Consider the following 18,270-nt stretch of genomic DNA (forward strand, 5'->3'; position numbering starts at 1 on the left):
AGCACAGTTGCATGACGATTTAATGGCAAAAGGGAAGTTTTTGTGAAGAGCCTGTCCGACCACCCACGCACCCGGCTTACCGCTTTGGCGGCCCTGGTGTTGGTGATCCCACTGGGTACGCGCGCCATGCTGGGTTGGTCCAACCCGCTCGGTTACCTGTCCGACCTCGCCCTCGGCAGCCTGTTGATCGTGCTGCTACACCGCAGGCCGTGGTGGCTTGCGTTGCCCGTGCTGCTGGCCTGGGCGGCGCTGTGGGTGGCCTCGGCCGAACTGGTGAGCGCAGTGGGCCGACTGCCCACCAGCGCCGACCTGAACTACCTGGTCGACCCGCAGTTCATGGAGAATTCGACCGGTGGCAGCCTGGCCCATGCCTGGCTGCCCTGGGCCCTGGGTGGCGGCTTGCTGGCCTGGCTGGCCTTCGCATGGCGCAGCCGTGCACAGGCCAGCCAGCCACTGCCGCGCACGGCCTGGGCCATACCCGTACTGCTGTTTGGCACGCACTGGGGCAGCCAGCAGTTGCTACCTTCCGATGCCGACCAGTGGCGGCAATACAACCTCCCCCACCAGTTGATGTCTGCCGGGGTCGGTAACCTGCAACGCCAGGTCGAAGGCTGGATGGGCCGCACGCAAACCTTCACCCCGCTCGCCAGCAGCGGCCTGACTCAATCCGACCTGCATGGGCAAAGGCTGCTTGCCGGCCCGGGAAGCGCCCGCAACTTGCTGGTGATCACAATGGAAGGCATCCCGGGCGCCTACCTGCGACCTAACCGCCAGGCGCTAAACAGCCGCTTCAATGAGGACTTGATGCCCAGGCTCAGCAAGTGGGCCGAGCGCGGCATGAACACCCCAGACTACGTGCTGCACACCCACCAGACCATCCGTGGCCTGTATGCGATGCTGTGCGGCGATTACGACAAGCTGGCCAATGGCACGCCCAAGGGCGTGGAACTGCTGACCCAGAACGCACGCAACCAGGCCTGCCTGCCGGCACAATTGCGCCAGGCCGGTTTCACCACCCACTACCTGCAAGGCGCGGGCCTGCGCTTCATGGCCAAAGACCGCATCATGCCGCACATCGGTTTCGATTCGGTGCATGGCCAGGAGTGGTTCAGCAACAAGAACTACCTGAACTTCCCATGGGGCAAGGATGACCGCGCGTTCTTCGAAGGCGCCCTGGGCTATGTGGGCCAGTTGCAGAAGCAGGACAAGCCATGGATGCTGACGCTGCTCACCGTGGGCACCCACCAGCCCTATTCGGCGCCGGCCGAGTACCTCAAGCGCTACGACACAGCGAAACAGGCAGCGGTCGCCTATCTGGATGACGCGGTCGGGGCATTTCTTGACAACCTCGAGCGCCAGGGCGTCCTCAAGGACACACTGGTGGTGCTGACTTCCGACGAGTCCCACGGCATCGATGGCGTGCGCCTGGCCTCGTCCTGGGGTTTCAACCTTACCCTGGCGCCGGAGCAGGCCCAACTGCCAACCATCAAGCACGGCACTTACGGCCATATCGACCTGGCCACCTCGCTGCTCGACTACTTCGCACTGCCCATTCCTGTCGCGCTTGGCGGCCGCTCGTTGTACCGCGACTACGACAACGGCCGCGAAATGATCTCCTACACCAACGGCATGCTGCGCTACCACAACGGCCAGGGCCTGTTCACCGAATGTGACTTCCAGCAGCGCTGCCGGCGTTATGCCAGTGAAGGTTTCATCGCCGACCAGGCCCGCTACCTCGGTCCGGCCGACAGCCTGCTGGGCCAGCAGATCGGCGCCCTGGTCGGGGTGCTCGACCAATCCCTGCTGCAAACCCCGCTCAACCTGCGTTACCAGTTCGGCGGCCCTTCGCCGATCAAGTTGCGCAAGCGCATTCACGATGACTGGGCCGACAACCTGATTGGCGCCCAGTACCTGGAAATGCCTGGAGGCTCGCACACCCGCGTGCGGGTCAAGGTACGCTCGCTGGATCCCAAACGTGCGGCCTATATACGGCTCAAGGCCAAGCAGTTGGAACAGGACGTGCCGTTAGGCCTGCCAGAAGAGGTAAAGGTCACCGCCGACGCGCCCCTGGAGATGGAGTTCAGCTTCGACAACCCGACCGAACGCAAGGCGTTTTCCTTCCATTTGCTGGGCTATGGCGGCGGCAAGGTAGAAGTCAGCGATTTCAGCGTGATCACCGCCCTGCCTGGCGAGGATGACGGCGCCGATGAACTGGCCGAGGGGCATATCGCCCACTCGGGATGAGCCGGTACCGCTCATCGCCCGGCCACCGGTGCCTGTCGATTCGACCTGGCCTTACTCGACCAAGGTGTGAATCCCCCAGCGAGGAGACAGCACCATGAAAGCAGGCACCCGTTGCCGCCGCCACCGTATTCGCGGGTAAACCCGCTCCTACGTCTGATCGGTGACGGACGCACACCTGGGGACACAGGCCATCGTAGGAGCGGGTTCACCCGCGAAAGGGCCGGGCCTGCTGGCCAATATCCCTGGCCGTTCACCGTTGCCGCCGCCACCGTATTCGCGGGTAAACCCGCTCCTACGCCTGATCGGTGACGGGCGCACACCGGAGGGACACAGGCCATCGTAGGAGCGGGTTCACCCGCGAAAGGGCCGGGCCTGCTGGCCAATATCCCTGGCCGTTCACCGTTGCCGCCGCCACCGTATTCGCGGGTAAACCCGCTCCTACGCCTGATCGGTGACGGACGCACACCTGGGGACACAGGCCATCGTAGGAGCGGGTTCACCCGCGAAAGGGCCGGGCCTGCTGGCCAATATCCCTGGCCGTTCACCGTTGCCGCCGCCACCGTATTCGCGGGTAAACCCGCTCCTACGCCTGATCGGTGACGGACGCACACCGGGGGGACACAGGCCATCGTAGGAGCGGGTTCACCCGCGAAAGGGCCGGGCCTGCTGGCCAATATTCCTGGCCGTTCACCGTTGCCGCCGCCACCGTATTCGCGGGTAAACCCGCTCCTACGCCTGATCGGTGACGGACGCACACCGGGGGACACAGGCCATCGTAGGAGCGGGTTCACCCGCGAAAGGGCCGGGCCTGCTGGCCAATATTCCTGGTCATTCACCGTTGCCGCCGCCACCGTATTCGCGGGTAAACCCGCTCCTACACAGATTGGTGGTGGACACACATTGGTGATAGGGCGCATGCCGTCGTAGGAGCGGGTTTACCCGCGAAAGGGCCGGGCCTGCTGGCCAATCTCCACCCGCCGTTCACCGTTGCCGCCGCTACCGTATTCGCGGGTAAACCCGCTCCTACACAGATTGGTGGTGGACACACATTGGTGATAGGGCGCATGCCGTCGTAGGAGCGGGTTTACCCGCGAAAGGACCGGGCCTGCTGGCCAATCTCCACCCGCCGTTCACCGTTGCCGCCGCTACCGTATTCGCGGGTAAACCCGCTCCTATGTATGGACTCGCCCACACTGTCTAGCTGCTTTTTGAACATAGGAACCCGGTTGCATCTATGTATCAGGCCTATTCGAGGAAGCTTTTTGCTTCTGGCCAACATCGTGGTGAGCTCGCAGTGTGCCGTTTACATTGAGGCCACTATCAGGCCTGTAGGAGCGGAGGCATCGGTCTGCGACGGTCTTACCTAGGGTCAATGTTCACTAGCAGGGGTTGGAGCGCCTAGCGCCCCGGTGGCATTACCCGGTTGGTCAGAGGCTCATAGCCGCCTCCGGTTTTTCGTTCGGTTTGCGTTGGTAAACCTGATCGCTCTGTAACAGGGCCCAGATAATCCGCAGATTTCGATTAGCCAGCCTGATCGCCGCCTCCTTGCGCCCAAGGCGGGATAGCCAGCGCAAAAGGCGGCGATCATCTGGCTGATCGGAATCAGGCCTTAGCTGGCTCAAGACGGCATGGGCGCCCTGGATCATCAGGCTGCGTATGTAGCCGTCACCGCGCTTGCTCATCTTGCCCAATCTGATTTTGTTTCCGCTGCTGTGCTGATCGGGCACGATACCGAAGAAGGCGGAATACATTCGGCCACTGGCGAAGCGGCTGGGGTCGGTCTGTTTCGCCACGATCGCCGTGGCAATGATAGGGCCGACGCCGCGAATGGTGATCAGTCGCTGAGCGACTTTATCCTCCTGGGCAGTCGCTTCGAGCCGGCGGCTCAGCGCCGTTATGCGTTCACCTAGAGACAACCAGTCCATCAGCAACTCATCGAGCAACTCGCGCAACAGGTCGGGCAGAGGCAAGGAAGCATCCTCAAGCGCCTGAGGCACATGCTTATTGATCGCGGCATCACCCTGGGGCATGGATACGCCATGCTCAAGTAGCAAACCACGGATCTGATTACCCAGCGCGGTATGTCGCTTGATGTTACCGCGCCGGATACGGTGCAGCGCTTGAATAGCCAGTGCTGTGGTGCTCTTGATCGGTATCGAAGCGATGCTCGTATCGCGACCGGCACGCAAAATGGCATAGCAGTCGTTACGATCGTTCTTAGCACCGCTGCGATGTTCGGCGACACGTTGCGCCGGCAGGATGCGAACCGGATTACCTTTGGCCTGCAGCAGTCTGGCCCAGGCTTGTGCACCTGGACCGCACTCCATCAAGACGGCCACGGTAGTTGGCAGCCTGAGCAGGAAATCATGGAACGCTTGGCGGGATTTGATGCGATCTTCGTAGATCACCCGCCCAGTAGCGTCCTCGCCTGCTAATTGGAAGACCTGTTTGGCCAGGTCTACGCAGATGGTTGTGCAAAGCTCCACATCAGTGGAAGACAGGGAATCGTGTTTCGAACTATGCTTTTTCATGGTCTCGCCCTCGCTGCCGTTGGCTTCTTTGAACACCACCGTGGCACTGTGATGCCTCGGCGGGGGCGAGTCCATCGATTACACAGATCGGTGGTGGACACACATCGGGGGTTGGACACAGGCCGCCGTAGGAGCGGGTTTACCCGCGAAAGGGCCGGCCCTGCTGGCCAATTTCCACCAGCCGTTCACGGTTGCCGCCGCTACCGTATTCGCGGGTAAACCCGCTCCTACACAGATCGGTGGTGGACACACATCGGGGGTTGGACACAGGCCATCGTAGGTGCGGGGTCACTCGCGAACGGGCCGGGCCTGCTGGCTAATATTCCTGGTCATTCACCGTTGCCGCCGCCACCGTATTCGCGGGTAAACCCGCTCCTACGCCTGATCGGTGACGGACGCACATCGGGGGGAGACACAGGCCATCGTAGGTGCGGGGTCACTCGCGAACGGGCCGGGCCTGCTGGCTAATATTCCTGGTCATTCACCGTTGCCGCCGCCACCGTATTCGCGGGTAAACCCGCTCCTACGCCTGATCGGTGACGGACGCACATCGGGGGGAGACACAGGCCATCGTAGGTGCGGGGTCACTCGCGAACGGGCCGGGCCTGCTGGCTAATATTCCTGGTCATTCACCGTTGCCGCCGCCACCGTATTCGCGGGTAAACCCGCCCCTACGCCTGATCGGTGACGGACGCACATCGGGGGGAGACACAGGCCATCGTAGGTGCGGGGTCACCCGCGAACGGGCCGGGCCTGCTGGCTAATATTCCTGGTCATTCACCGTTGCCGCCGCCACCGTATTCGCGGGTAAACCCGCTCCTACGCCTGATCGGTGACGGACGCACATCGGGGGGAGACACAGGCCATCGTAGGTGCGGGGTCACTCGCGAACGGGCCGGGCCTGCTGGCTAATATTCCTGGTCATTCACCGTTGCCGCCGCCACCGTATTCGCGGGTAAACCCGCTCCTACGCCTGATCGGTGACGGACGCACATCGGGGGGGAGACACAGGCCATCGTAGGTGCGGGGTCACTCGCGAACGGGCCGGGCCTGCTGGCTAATATTCCTGGTCATTCACCGTTGCCGCCGCCACCGTATTCGCGGGTAAACCCGCTCCTACACACTGATGATCGGTGGTGGACACAGGCCGTCGTAGGAGCGGGTTCACCCGCGAACACCGGCGGAGCCGGTGCCATCCACTGCGTTGGTTTCTTCGCGGACATGCCCGCACAGAGACCTCGATCTGTCAGGCTCGCACACCCAGCATCCCGCGCTCGACGATAAAATCGATCACCGCCTGCAACCCCTCGCCCTTCTTCAGGTTACTGAAGGTCCAGGGCCGCTGCGGCCGCATGCGCCGGGTGTCGCGCTCCATCACTTCCAGTGAAGCCCCGACGTAAGGCGCCAGATCGGTCTTGTTGATCACCAGGAAGTCAGACTTGGTAATGCCTGGGCCGCCCTTGCGCGGGATCTTCTCGCCCTCGGCCACGTCGATCACGTAGATGGTCAAGTCGGCCAGCTCCGGGCTGAACGTGGCGCTGAGGTTGTCACCGCCGCTTTCCACGAAAATGACTTCGAGGTTACCGAACTTGCGCGCCAGCGCTTCGACCGCCGCCAGGTTCATCGAGGCGTCTTCACGAATGGCCGTGTGCGGGCAACCGCCGGTCTCCACGCCGACGATGCGCTCCGGCTCAAGGGCGCCGGCCTCGGTGAGAATACGCTGGTCTTCCTTGGTATAGATATCGTTGGTAACCACGGCAATCTGGTAGTGATCGCGCATGGCCTTGCACAGCGCTTCCAGCAGTGCGGTCTTGCCAGAGCCGACCGGGCCGCCGACACCGACGCGCAGGGGTTGTTGATAGCTTTGCATGCAGGCAGTCCTCAGGAACGGAACAAACGGGTGTATTGGGTTTCGTGACGCGATGAAGCGATGGCCAGCAGCGGCAGGCCGCCGCCGAGCTGGTCATCGCCCAGGGCCAGCGCCTGGTCCAGTGCAGCGGGCAAGTCGGCGCCAAGGTCGCGCAGCAAGGTCTGGGCAGCCTGCTGGCCGAACGGCACCAGCTTGACCCCGGCCATGACCGCACCCTCCAGCCAGGCAAAGCCATGGCCCAATGCCAGTTGGCGCAACGGGATGGCCCAGTGCGCGGCCAGCCAGGCCATGCCACCCAACTGGGTCAGCTCAAGGCTGGTGCGCCAGGCCGGTGCCTGGCCCAGTTGCCAACCGTCGAGCAACCGCGCCAGCGCCGCGCCGCGCTGTTGTTCTTCCAGGCGCAGCTCGGCGGTTTCGCGGTTGGCCAGCAAGAACCGGCTCCAGTGGTAGAACGCTTCGGCGTCCTCGGCCTGGCAGGCGTGATACAGGCGCGCCAACACCGGCCAGTCAAGACAAGCCAAGGTGTCGTGAAGCTGCTCACGCTGCCAGCTGGCAAAGCTGTCCACGCCGCGAACCCAGCCGGCCTCGACCGCCCACTCCAGACCTTGCGAATAGGTAAAACCACCCACTGGCAAGCCGGGGCTGGCCAACTGCAGCAGGCGCAGCAGCGCCAGGTCGCTGTTCATCAACCGGCCAGCACCAGCGCGGCGCCGGCCAACAGGCCACCGCCAAAGGCCTTCTGCAGGCCGCTGTGGCGGCGCAGCAGGCAACCGATTGCAAAGCCTGCCGCCAGCAGCAAGCCGCTGACCGCGACAAACCCCGCGCTGAATTGCCAGAAAGCGCTCGGCGTGGCTTCCACGCCATGGGCCCAGCCATGGAACAGGGCGAACACCGGCATGGCCATGGCCAGCAGCAACTGGCGGCTCGGCAGCAGCACCGCCCCGGCAGCCACCAGCAGCGACACGGCAATCAGGGTCTCCATGCCCAGCACATCGCCGAACAGGTGACCGCACACGGCACCACCGAACATGGCCGCCAGGGTCGCCAGGGGCAACGTCAAGTTGCGCCGGGTCAACGCGGCGAGCACGCCGGTGCCCAGCAGCATAAGCAGATGATCGAGCCCGGTCAGCGGGTGCAGCAGGCCGTCCTGCAGCGGGTTGCTGTCATGGCCTGGATGGGCGAAGGCTGGCAGTGCCAGCATCAACAGAAACAGGGCGAAAGTCTTTTTCATCGGTTGCTCCAGGGCAGTTCAGGAATGGGCAGGCAGGCGAACGAACGGGTGATCGTGGCCATGGGCATGACTGTGGCTGTGGCCATGCGGTGCACTTTGGTAAGCACCCGCTTCAGGCTCGAACGGGGCCTGTTCGGCCTCTACCGTCAGGCCCAGCCCCCGCAGCATGTCGTCCAGCACATGGTCGTGCTGGAAGCGCAACAGCCCGGGTTCGATCTGCAGCGGCACATGGCGGTTACCCAGGTGGTAGGCGGCGCGGGCCAACAGGTGTGGATCGGTACAGCGCACCGTCGACACCGCCTCGGGCGCCGCCAGCACGCGGATCAGCTGGGTGCCCTCGGCATCGGCCAGCAATTCACCTCCGCGCAGCAGGTGGCCGCGCTCCAGCATCAGCCCGGCTTCGCGACCATCGTCCAGGGTTACTCGCAGACGGCTCTTGATACGGCTGTCCACGTCAAGGGTCACAGTGCCACTGACAACCCGCGTGCCGGGTTCGGAGATACGGCGGTTCAAGACAATCATGGGGGGCTCCTCAGAACAGGAAATAGCGCTGAGCCAGCGGCAGTTCGCTGGCCGGTTCGCAGACCAGCAGCTCGCCATCGGCACGCACCTGATAGGTCTGCGCATCGACTTCGATCAGCGGCTGCAGGGTGTTGTGGACCATGTCCGGCTTGCGAACCCGCCGGCAGCCGTTGACCACGCCAATCAGGCTGCGCAGGTTCAGCTCCTCGGCCAGCCCGCGGTTCATTGCCGCCTGGGGCAGGAATGTCATGCGTGTGGCATGCCGCGCCGCGCCCAGAGCGCCGAACATCGGCCGATAGTGCACCGGCTGGGGGGTGGGAATGGAGCCGTTGATGTCGCCCATTGGCGCGGTAACGATCATCCCGCCCTTGAGCACCAGGGCCGGCTTGACCGCAAAGAACGCTGGCGACCACAGCACCAGGTCGGCCAGCTTGCCGACCTCCACCGAACCCACCTCGTGACCGATGCCATGGGTCAATGCCGGATTGATGGTGTACTTGGCGATGTAACGTTTGACCCGGAAGTTGTCGCTGTAAGGGGTGTCTGGTGCCAGCGGCCCGCGGCGCAACTTCATCTGGTGCGCCACCTGCCAGGTGCGCAGCACCACCTCACCAACCCGGCCCATGGCCTGGGAGTCGGACGAGGTCATGGCAAAGGCGCCCATGTCGTGAAGGATGTCCTCGGCAGCGATGGTTTCGCGGCGAATGCGTGACTCGGCAAAGGCCACGTCCTCGGCGATGCTCGGGTCCAGGTGGTGACAGACCATGAGCATGTCCAGGTGCTCGTCCACGGTGTTGATCGTGTAAGGCAGGGTCGGGTTGGTCGAGGATGGCAGCACGTTTGCCTGCCCCGCCGCACGGATGATGTCCGGGGCATGGCCGCCACCGGCTCCTTCGGTATGGAAGGTGTGGATGGTGCGGTCGCCGATGGCCGCCAACGTGTCTTCGATACAGCCCGACTCGTTGAGGGTGTCGGTGTGAATCGCCACCTGGATATCCATTTCCTCGGCCACGCCCAGGCAGCAGTCGATGGCCGCTGGCGTAGAGCCCCAGTCTTCATGCAGCTTGAGCCCGACAGCGCCTGCGGCAATCTGCTCGCGCAGCGCTTCAGGCCGCGAGGCATTGCCCTTGCCGAGCAGTCCGATGTTGATCGGCAAGCTGTCGGCAGCCTGCAACATGCGCGCAAGGTACCAGGGGCCGGGCGTGCAGGTGGTGGCATTGGTGCCAGTGGCCGGCCCGGTTCCACCGCCGATGAACGTGGTGACACCGCTGTTCAATGCCTCGTCCACCTGCTGCGGGCAAATGAAGTGGATATGCGAATCGACCCCCCCGGCGGTGACGATCTTGCCCTCGGCCGCGATCACCTCGGTCCCTGGCCCGACCGGCACGTTCACGCCCGGCTGCACATCGGGGTTGCCGGCCTTGCCGATCACCGCGATGCGTCCATGCTTGATGCCGATGTCGGCTTTGACGATGCCCCAGTGGTCGATGATCAGCGCATTGGTCAACACCAGGTCCATGGCCTCGGCCGCCAGCATCTGGCCCTGCCCCATGCCATCGCGAATGACCTTGCCGCCGCCGAACTTCACCTCTTCGCCGTAGATCGTGAAGTCTTTCTCGACCTCCACCCACAGCGCAGTGTCGGCCAGGCGCACGCGGTCGCCAACCGTGGGGCCGAACATGTCGGCATAGGCCTGACGGGAAATACGGCTCATGCCCTGCCCTCCAGCGCGCCCATCACCTTGCCCTGAAAACCATAGACCTCACGCTTGCCGGCGTAAGCCACCAGTTGCACGGTACGCGCCTGACCCGGCTCGAAGCGCACGGCAGTGCCGGCCGGGATGTCCAGGCGAAAGCCCAGGGTGGGCGCACGGTCGAATACCAGCGCGTCGTTGACCTCGTAGAAGTGGTAGTGCGAGCCGACCTGCACCGGCCGGTCGCCATGGTTGGCCACACTGACGCTGACCGTTTCTCGGCCACTGTTCAACTCGATGTCGCCCGCGGCGACCTGGATTTCACCTGGGATCATGCGACGCTCCTTGGCGGTTTCAGACGATGGGGTCATGCACGGTCACCAACTTGGTGCCATCCGGGAAGGTCGCTTCGACCTGCACGTCGTGAAGCATCTCAGCGATACCGGGCATCACTTGCTCACGGGTCAGCACTTCACGCCCCAGGCTCATCAGTTCGGCGACTGTGCGGCCATCGCGGGCGCCTTCGAGCACTGCGGCGCTGATCAGCGCCACGGCTTCCGGGTAGTTGAGCTTCAGGCCACGGGCCAGACGCCGCTCCGCCAGCAGCGCGGCAGTGAACAGCAGCAGTTTGTCTTTCTCTCTCGGGGTAAGCTCCATGGCGCTCTCTCAGGTAGCCCAGATACGCGGCGGGCAGGCTGGCAGGCCGAGGATGGCCGGACGCAGCACATGCCACAGGCGTTGCAGGGTGCGTTGCAGGTGTTGGTTGTCATGGTCGAGCAGGCGGATCACCAGCAACGACCCGAGCAGGGTCGCACCGGTCGGGTTGCCCAGTTCATCGAGCAGCGGGCGAACCTGCTCCAGCACGGTCTGATCGGCCGGTGCGGCACAGAAGGTGGCAAGTAGCGGATGCCCACCCAGCTTGTCCAGGTGTCCGCCCTCGAGACGCAGGCGCTCATGCAGGCCAACCTCGTCAGGCAGTACGATGTGCAAAAGGCTGTCGAGGGCGCCGTGGTCGAAACGCTCGTGCATGACCGGGCGGCCCAGGCACAGGGTTTCCCAAGCCAACAGGCGGGCGCCCGGCTCGAGGGTAAAACGGCTGGCAAGGCTGGCGCGGGCGCCGGAGAAGAAGATGCTGTCCTGCGGCAGCCACTCCAGAGTGCTGCCCGCGGTCAGGTGAAAGCGCTGGGTCAACCGCGCGGTCGGGCCGATGCTGCGATAGAACTTGCTGGCGCCGGGCATGGTCAGCAGCGCATGGCTACCCGGCTCCAGGTGAATGTCCAGTTCCAGGCGGTCGCCGGCGACGATGCCGCCCGGCGGGTGCAGGACATAGACATGGCATGGCGCACCCTCAGGATAAAAAGGCCGCTGCACCAAAAGAGGTCCAAAATGCTTCCACGCACCAAGGCGGGTCACGCCGTCACGCTGGACAAAGCGCAACTGCAGGTGAGCACTCCAGCCTGCATCGTCTTGTTGTTGTTCGATCTGCTCCGCGAGCGACATCCTGCGGCCCCTGAAATCCGTGGCCTGCTGGCCGTTTAGAGGGTCCGGCGCGGGCGCCTGCCAGCGCGCACGGCCTGACCACTCGATCAAATTCGCAGGCTGGATATAGCAGGTTGCGGGCCAACTCCGCAGGTGAAGGATGATGAAACTTATGCTGCGGCCGCTCTGGCATCGGGCATACGGGGGGATGGCGCACAAAGCGGGGGCGTGCGCCGGCCCTGTTTCGGTGCCGGCACCCGTGAAAATGGGGCAGCTTTGCAGCCCCTAAAGATCAGACCTCAGTAATCGAAGCGGTCAACGGCACGCCGACGCTCATTGTCATCACGCCGGTCATAGATGGCCGTGGTCTGGATATTGGCATGGTGCGCCAGCTTCTGCGCAATCGACAGGTCGTGCTCTTCGATCACCCGGGTGATGAATGCCCGGCGAAAATCGTGCGGCATGATCTTCACTCCCACCTGCGCACCGCGCTGGCGGGCAATGTAGTAGATCGCATGCTTGGTAATGCGCGCACGGGTAATGTGGCTGCCGCGACGGATGCGGTTGAACAAAAACGGGTCATCCTCCGCCCCGGCAGGCAGGTCCTGGCGGCGCAGTTCAAGCCACGCCTGCAGCTTCTCGAACGCCCACGGCGGTGCATACTTGACCAACTGGTGATTGCCCTTGCCCACTACCTGCAGGCTGCGCGCCTCGAAGTCGACCTGGTCGAGGTCGATGTCGACCGACTCCGACTTGCGCATGCCGGTGCCGTACAGCAAGGCAATGATCGCCGCATCACGTACCCCCTGTGGCCGCGGGTCGGCTGCGCACACATCCATCAGCTCGCGGATCAGGCTGCGGCGCAGGTTGCGCCCTGGCGGCAGACGGGAGCCTGTGGCCGGCTTGACCTCGCGAATGCGCAACAGCTGCTCGTGGTCGATCAGGCCCTGACGCCAGGCCTCGTTCATCACCCCGCGAATCGCGTTGACGTACAGCGACGAGCTGTTGGGCGCGTAGCCATCAGCACGCAGGGCTGCCACCAGTGCAATCACATGGCCCGGCTCGAGCCGATGCCAAGGCACATCGACGATGTTGCAGTCGACGAAACCTAGCCGGTCGGCGGCGTCCTGAAGAATGTAGCGCATGGTTTGCTGGCTGGATGGGGCCAGACGGGCCATGTACTGCAGCAGCGGATTTTTCGAGAGGTCGGACAAAGCGTGAATCCTGTAGCGAAGCGTCAGCCGGCACTGAACCAGGCGAACCCTGAAGCAAGTCAAAACGACATACAAGCCAGTCCGAATGACTGCAAAACGCACGTGTCATTCGGACCCTGAGAAGTGCCATCACCTTGATATTCAAGGGCTTTGCAACTGGCACGGATCGTGATCTTACCCCAATTGAGCCCTACTGAACGAACCAAGGACCGCCCATGCTCTTGCAACCCACTGCTTCACGCCCGCGCCAAGCCGTCTGGGGTTTGGGTTTTCGCCCGTTCTTCCTGGGTGGCAGTTTGTTTGCGCTGATCGCCCTGCTGTTGTGGGCCGGCGTACTGGCCGGGGCACTGGCCTCTGCACCGCCCGGCGGTATGCTCGCCTGGCACCGCCACGAGATGCTTTACGGCTTCGCCGCCGCCGTTATCGCGGGTTTTCTGCTGACCGCCGTACAGAGCTGGAGCGGCATCCCGGGCTTGAGCGGGCGGGCGCTGCAGGGCTTGTTCCTGCTTTGGCTGCTGGGCCGGGTGAGCTGGTTTCTGCCACTACCGGGTAGCGTGCTGGTACTGGTTGAGGGCAGCTTCCTGCCATTGGTGGCACTGACCCTGGCACGACCGATCGTGCAACGGCGCCTGCGCAACAACTACCCTATCGTCGTACTGGTGCTGTTGATTGCCGCCTGCCAGTGGTTGACCTTGGCCGGCTGGTTACACCAGGACGAACTGTGGCAGCGTCGCGGTATATTTGCCGGGCTGTGGCTGGTGACGGCGATGATGACCGTGCTCGGCGGCCGGGTCATTCCGTTCTTTACCCGCCGCGGCCTGGGTAACCTTGGCGCAGCCCCTGCCCGTCCCTGGCTGGACCGTGCCTGTCTGTTGCTCAGCGTGGCAGTACCGCTGGCGTTCGCCACCGGCCTGGCCGATACACCACAAGCAAGTCTGGCGGTGCTGTTTTTCGCCTTGTTCGCGCTGCACGCGACCCGACTGGTGCTGTGGCACGACCGTGGCCTGTGGCGCGTACCGTTGCTGTGGTCGCTGCACCTGGCCTACGCCTGGATCGCCCTGGCCTGCCTGGGCATGGCGCTGTGGCACAGCGGGGTGGCCCTGAGCCCGAGCCTGGTGACCCACGCGCTAACCGTTGGCGCCATGACCGGGCTGATCCTGGCCATGATGGCGCGGGTCAGCCTGGGCCACACCGGCAGGCCATTGCAGGTACCGACCAGCATTGCCTGGGCCTTTGCCCTGATGCAAATGGCGACCCTGACCCGGGTGATTCTGCCGCTGTTCACATCGCTGGGGGTAAGCGTTTCTACACTGTGCTGGAGCCTGGCGCTGTTGCTGTTCCTGCGCCATTACCTGCCGATCCTGCTGCGGCCCCGGGCAGATGGAATGCCCGGTTGACGCGGCTGGGCCGCCTTGCAGCGGTGTGCCAGCATGAGTGGATTGGTCACCCTCCCGATTGCAGCTGATCGCCCAAGGCAAAGACCGCTAGATAATAGCCACCGGCCACCAGTCGGGAAACATCTGCTGCACCCGGGGCTCGGCGAAGCGTTCGTCAATCAGCACCAGTACGCCCCGGTCCTGGTCACCCCGAATAACCCGGCCCGCCGCCTGGATAACCTTGCGCACGCCCGGGTAGAGATACGCGTAATCGAAACCCGCACCAAATTGCCGCCCCAGGCGCTGTTTGAACTGCTCGTTGACCGGGTTGACCTGAGGCAGCCCCAGGGTGGCGACAAACGCGCCAATCAGCCGCGTGCCGGGTAAATCCACCCCTTCGCCGAAAGCACCGCCCAATACGGCAAAGCCCACACCTCGGCCATCGGCGACAAAGCGATCGAGAAATGCCTGACGGGCCGCCTCGTCCATGCCCGGCGCCTGTGCCCACAGCGGAATCTGACCATGCCGCTCGGCCAACAACCCTGCCACCTGTTGCAGGTATTCGAAGCTGCTGAAGAACGCCAGGTAGTTACCCGGCATGCGCTGATACTGCCGGGCAATCAGGTCAACGATCGGCGCCAGGGAGGCTTGGCGCTGCTGGTAACGGGTGGACACCTGGCTGGCAATGCGCACTTCCAGCTGTTCGGCACGGAACGGGGCGGCCACTTCCAGCCAGGCGGTATCGGCTGGCATGCCTAGCAGGTCGCTGTAGAAGTGCCGTGGGCTCAACGTGGCGGAAAACAGCGTCACACTGCGCGCCGCCTGCATGCGTGGTGCCAGCAGCCGTGCCGGGGTGACATTGCGCAGGCACAGGGTGGCCAGCCGCCGTTTGCGCGGGCCCTGGCGCTGGCTGATGTCAAACAGAAAGTGCTCGTCGAACAGTTCGGCAACCCGGCAGAACTGCAAGGCCTGAAAATAGAACTGCAACACCTGGGGGTCCATGTGCGTGGGCGCCTGGTTCATCTGCTCCTGAATCAGCCCAACGCACTGCTGCAGGGCGCGCAACAGCCCTTCAGGCAGCGACTCGCTGGCCTGGTACGGCGCACGCTGCTCTTTATACAGCGCGTTCCATTGCCTGTTGAGGCGCTCCAGCGCACTGACCAGCCCAGGCGGTTTGCTCTGGCGCAACGCCAGCAGCTGGCCCTGGTCAAGGCTGGCGCTGTACATGCCGCGCCCACGCTCGACCAGGTTATGCGCTTCGTCCACCAGCACTGCCACTCGCCACTGGTTGAGTTGGGTAAGGCCGAACAGCAACGCATGCGCGTCGAAGTAGTAGTTGTAGTCGGCGACCAGCACGTCGACCCAGCGCGCCATCTCCTGGCCCAGGTAGTACGGGCATACCTGGTGCGCCAAGGCCACTTCACGCAGGTTGGCGCGGTCGAGCAACGGTACTGCTGCAGCAGCCTCGCGCGCAGCCGGCAAACGGTCATAGAAGCCTGCGGCCAATGGGCAGGACTCACCATGACAGGCCTTGTCCGGGTATTCACAGGCTTTGTCGCGAGCGATCAACTCCAGTGTGCGCAACGCAGGTTGTGGCGTGGCATCGGTGATCTGGCGCATGGTGTCCAAGGCGAGCGCCCGGCCTGGTGTCTTGGCGGTGAGAAAAAACAGCTTGTCCAGCTGCTGCGGCACCATGGCCTTCAGCAACGGGAACAAGGTACCGAGGGTCTTGCCAATGCCGGTGCTGGCCTGGGCCATCAGGCAACGGCCGGTGCTAACCGCCTTGTACAAGGTTTCAGCCAACTGCCGCTGTCCCTTTCGGAACTGTGGGTAGGGGAACCTCAGCGCCAGCAGGCCTTGGTCACGTTCGGCCAAGCGTTGTTGTTGCAATCGGGCCCAGCCAAGAAAGCGCCGACACTGGGTTTCGAAGAAGGCCCGCAACTCGGCAGCCGAACAGTGCTCACTGAACAGCGTCTGGCCATCGCTGTCCACATCGAGGTACACCAGCGCCACCTCGATGGCCGGCAGTTGTCGCGCCTGGCACATCAACCAGCCATAGACCTTGGCCTGTGCCCAGTGCAACTGACGGTGATTGGCCGGTTGACGCGCCAGATCGCCACGGTGCGTCTTGATTTCTTCCAGGCGATTGCTGCCAGGGTCATAGCCATCGGCACGGCCCCGCACCGTCAGGGTTTCGAACTGGCCTTCAAGGGTGATTTCCGACTCGTAGCCAGCAGCCCGCCGTGCTACCACCCGCTGATGACCCTCGATACCCTCCTGGGCGGTGGGCGACGGCGTGAAACGCAGGTCCAGGTCGCCAACCTTGGCGCTGAACTCACACAAGGCGCGCACCGCTACGCTGTAGCTCAAGGCGTTTCGCTCCAGCGCACGTGGCACACCGCGACCGGCAGGCCGTGTTGCCTGCAGAACTCCAGCCAGCGCAGCTGATTGTCCTGCAGGCGGTCACCGGGCCCCTTGACCTCGACCATGCGATAACGGCCCTGCTCGGGCCAGAACTGGATCAGGTCGGGCATGCCGGCACGGTTGCTGCGAATGTCCTGCAACAGGCGCAGAAAACATTGCTTGAGCGCAGCGGCCGGCAAGCAAGCCAAGGCCTGCTCCAGCAGTGCCTCGCTGAGCATGGACCAGAACACGAACGGCGACTGCAGCCCCTGTTTGGCCACGTAGCAGTCGAGAATCGCCTGGCGGTGGCTGCCATCGTCTAGCCTCCCGAGGCAGCGTTCGAACAGTGCACTGCGCCGTTGCTGGAAGTCGCTGTCGTGCAGGTCGTGTGGCGCGACCTGGAACGGGTTGAAGAATGCGCCGGGCACCGGGGCGAAGATCGCCTCCCAGCACAACAGGCCAAACAGGCTGTTGAACAGCGTGTTTTCCACGTAATGCGCCTGCCCCCCCTCTTGCATCAGGTGCTGACGCACGGCTTCTTCAACGCCCAGCGCAGCATGCCCGCGGGGCAGCTCGAGCTCGATCAGTTCCAGCGGCGTGGTGCGCTGGCGCCGCTGTGGCGGGCCGCCAAGTTTGCGCGCCAGGCGTGGCAGCATGCGCTGCAGCGCCTGCTCCTCCAGCGCGTTGGCAGGTGCCGCAGCCAGTTGCAATGCCAATGCATGGGCCTGGTGCCACTGTTCGCTGCGCTCCAGCACCCTCACCTGGCGAATGCGCGCCTGGGGATGGTTGCACTGCGCATACACGGCCGAGGCCAGGTCCCACTCACCCAGGCGCTCGCATTGTTGGCCCACGGCGAATTGCAGCCGTGCATGGCGCCGGGCCAGCCAGGGGTTGTCGCTGTGCAGGCCCTGCAGGGTGGCAAGGATCGGCACCGGGTCACCGCCCTGCTCCAGGCGTTCGGCGCACTGGTGCAGGGCCATGGCCAGGTCGACATCGTCACGTTGCTGCAGGGCGCGAGAATCGGAGCTGAACGGTACCTGCTCGTAACGCAGCAAGCCCAGGTCGGCGAGGACAAAATCTGACCAGTCCTGGTACAGGTTGCCGAAGAACAGCAGGCGCATGCGGTCGCACAGAGGTTGCAGGCACCACTGCAGAATGCGCACCTCGCTGTCGGGAAACCATTCGGCCAGTGACCGCGCCGCCAGCGCCAGGGGTTGCAATTGTGCCAACAGCTTATGCTTGGCTGCGCGCGGGCGGCTCAGTTGCCGGGCGAAGCAGCGGGCCAGCTCTTCTTTGCGCAGCAACGCGAACAGCTGTTCAAGCTCCAGTTGCTCGGGCTCCCTTACCCAGCCAAGGGCCAGCAACGGCTGCAGCGCCAGCGCGGTATCGCCGATTTCGGCGTAGTCGAGCCGATCGCTGCGAAACAACTCGCCTTTGCGCATGACCATACGCACCATCAAGGCCTGGGATGGCGCTTGCAGTTGCCTGAAGGCACGGATGAAGGCCAGTTCCTGGTCATCGAGCAGGTCCTGGTAGCGCTGTTCGACCCACGACACTACCTGGCGGAAGTTATGCAGGTAGTAGAACGGGTCGTCGACGGAATGGGCAATCACGGGATAGCATCAGGTAGCAAAAACAGACACTGGTTATACATACAGAAAAGCGTACCTGACAAGAGCCGTGGGTCAGCCCGTTGACTCGTTCATT

Annotated in this window: 14 protein-coding genes; 2 read left to right on the forward strand and 12 right to left on the reverse strand. The window is 63.8% G+C overall.

Going from position 1 to position 18,270, the window contains the following annotated elements; all coding sequences use genetic code 11:
* Positions 1–42 precede the first annotated feature (42 nt).
* A complete protein-coding gene (locus J3A98_RS12405) occupies positions 43–2,244 on the forward strand; it encodes an LTA synthase family protein (protein ID WP_209966449.1) in 2,202 nt (733 codons plus the stop codon).
* A 1,427-nt stretch (positions 2,245–3,671) separates the two neighbouring features.
* On the opposite strand, the gene J3A98_RS12410 is transcribed toward J3A98_RS12405, so the two are convergent.
* From J3A98_RS12410 to J3A98_RS12455, 10 genes are all read right to left on the reverse strand, one after another.
* A complete protein-coding gene (locus J3A98_RS12410; protein WP_104887826.1) occupies positions 3,672–4,730 on the reverse strand; it encodes an IS110-like element ISPpu11 family transposase in 1,059 nt (352 codons plus the stop codon).
* 1,291 nt (positions 4,731–6,021) lie between these two features.
* Positions 6,022–6,645 (reverse strand): urease accessory protein UreG, encoded by a 624-nt coding sequence (gene ureG, locus J3A98_RS12415; protein ID WP_209966451.1) that lies wholly within the window; start codon positions 6,643–6,645, stop codon positions 6,022–6,024.
* A gap of 11 nt (positions 6,646–6,656) precedes the next feature.
* Positions 6,657–7,331 (reverse strand): urease accessory UreF family protein, encoded by a 675-nt coding sequence (locus tag J3A98_RS12420; protein WP_209966453.1) that lies wholly within the window; start codon positions 7,329–7,331, stop codon positions 6,657–6,659.
* Positions 7,331–7,876: a HupE/UreJ family protein gene (locus J3A98_RS12425; RefSeq protein WP_021782341.1), complete on the reverse strand. Its 546-nt coding sequence runs from the start codon at positions 7,874–7,876 to the stop codon at positions 7,331–7,333. The genes J3A98_RS12420 and J3A98_RS12425 overlap by 1 nt, the downstream gene beginning before the upstream one ends.
* Before the next feature lie 18 nt (positions 7,877–7,894).
* Complete coding sequence (ureE, locus tag J3A98_RS12430; RefSeq protein ID WP_021782340.1) at positions 7,895–8,398, reverse strand: urease accessory protein UreE; 504 nt, start codon at positions 8,396–8,398, stop codon at positions 7,895–7,897.
* A 10-nt stretch (positions 8,399–8,408) separates the two neighbouring features.
* A complete protein-coding gene (gene ureC, locus J3A98_RS12435; RefSeq protein ID WP_209966455.1) occupies positions 8,409–10,112 on the reverse strand; it encodes an urease subunit alpha in 1,704 nt (567 codons plus the stop codon).
* A complete protein-coding gene (locus J3A98_RS12440; protein WP_010953752.1) occupies positions 10,109–10,426 on the reverse strand; it encodes an urease subunit beta in 318 nt (105 codons plus the stop codon). Before J3A98_RS12440 ends, ureC begins: the two co-directional genes overlap by 4 nt.
* Before the next feature lie 19 nt (positions 10,427–10,445).
* Complete coding sequence (locus J3A98_RS12445) at positions 10,446–10,748, reverse strand: urease subunit gamma (protein WP_003253929.1); 303 nt, start codon at positions 10,746–10,748, stop codon at positions 10,446–10,448.
* 9 nt (positions 10,749–10,757) lie between these two features.
* Positions 10,758–11,591 carry an urease accessory protein UreD gene (locus J3A98_RS12450; RefSeq protein ID WP_209966457.1) on the reverse strand — a complete coding sequence of 278 codons (834 nt, stop codon included), beginning with the start codon at positions 11,589–11,591 and terminating at the stop codon, positions 10,758–10,760.
* Between the two features lie 278 nt (positions 11,592–11,869).
* Entirely contained in the window at positions 11,870–12,784 is a 915-nt protein-coding gene (locus J3A98_RS12455; RefSeq protein WP_021782337.1) for a tyrosine-type recombinase/integrase, read from the reverse strand.
* Between the two features lie 215 nt (positions 12,785–12,999).
* On the opposite strand from J3A98_RS12455, the gene J3A98_RS12460 reads away from it, so the two are divergent.
* Positions 13,000–14,181 (forward strand): NnrS family protein, encoded by a 1,182-nt coding sequence (locus tag J3A98_RS12460; protein ID WP_209966459.1) that lies wholly within the window; start codon positions 13,000–13,002, stop codon positions 14,179–14,181.
* Positions 14,182–14,268: 87 nt separating this feature from the next.
* On the opposite strand, the gene J3A98_RS12465 is transcribed toward J3A98_RS12460, so the two are convergent.
* Both J3A98_RS12465 and J3A98_RS12470 read right to left on the reverse strand, forming a co-directional pair.
* A complete protein-coding gene (locus tag J3A98_RS12465; RefSeq protein WP_209966461.1) occupies positions 14,269–16,530 on the reverse strand; it encodes an ATP-dependent DNA helicase in 2,262 nt (753 codons plus the stop codon).
* Complete coding sequence (locus tag J3A98_RS12470; protein ID WP_209966463.1) at positions 16,527–18,176, reverse strand: VRR-NUC domain-containing protein; 1,650 nt, start codon at positions 18,174–18,176, stop codon at positions 16,527–16,529. The genes J3A98_RS12465 and J3A98_RS12470 overlap by 4 nt, the downstream gene beginning before the upstream one ends.
* Between the last annotated feature and the right edge of the window lie 94 nt (positions 18,177–18,270).

The organism is Pseudomonas sp. BP6 (genome assembly GCF_017875935.1).
GTDB classification, from domain to species: domain Bacteria; phylum Pseudomonadota; class Gammaproteobacteria; order Pseudomonadales; family Pseudomonadaceae; genus Aquipseudomonas; species Aquipseudomonas putida_Y.

Bases quoted from the DNA above. Each gene is read 5' to 3' on its own strand.
- ureG (WP_209966451.1), bottom strand. From the start codon at position 6,645: ATGCAAAGCTATCAACAACCCCTGCGCGTCGGTGTCGGCGGCCCGGTC.
- J3A98_RS12420 (WP_209966453.1), bottom strand. From the start codon at position 7,331: ATGAACAGCGACCTGGCGCTGCTGCGCCTGCTGCAGTTGGCCAGCCCC.
- J3A98_RS12425 (WP_021782341.1), bottom strand. From the start codon at position 7,876: ATGAAAAAGACTTTCGCCCTGTTTCTGTTGATGCTGGCACTGCCAGCC.
- ureE (WP_021782340.1), bottom strand. From the start codon at position 8,398: ATGATTGTCTTGAACCGCCGTATCTCCGAACCCGGCACGCGGGTTGTC.
- ureC (WP_209966455.1), bottom strand. From the start codon at position 10,112: ATGAGCCGTATTTCCCGTCAGGCCTATGCCGACATGTTCGGCCCCACG.
- J3A98_RS12440 (WP_010953752.1), bottom strand. From the start codon at position 10,426: ATGATCCCAGGTGAAATCCAGGTCGCCGCGGGCGACATCGAGTTGAAC.
- J3A98_RS12445 (WP_003253929.1), bottom strand. From the start codon at position 10,748: ATGGAGCTTACCCCGAGAGAGAAAGACAAACTGCTGCTGTTCACTGCC.
- J3A98_RS12450 (WP_209966457.1), bottom strand. From the start codon at position 11,591: ATGTCGCTCGCGGAGCAGATCGAACAACAACAAGACGATGCAGGCTGG.
- J3A98_RS12460 (WP_209966459.1), top strand. From the start codon at position 13,000: ATGCTCTTGCAACCCACTGCTTCACGCCCGCGCCAAGCCGTCTGGGGT.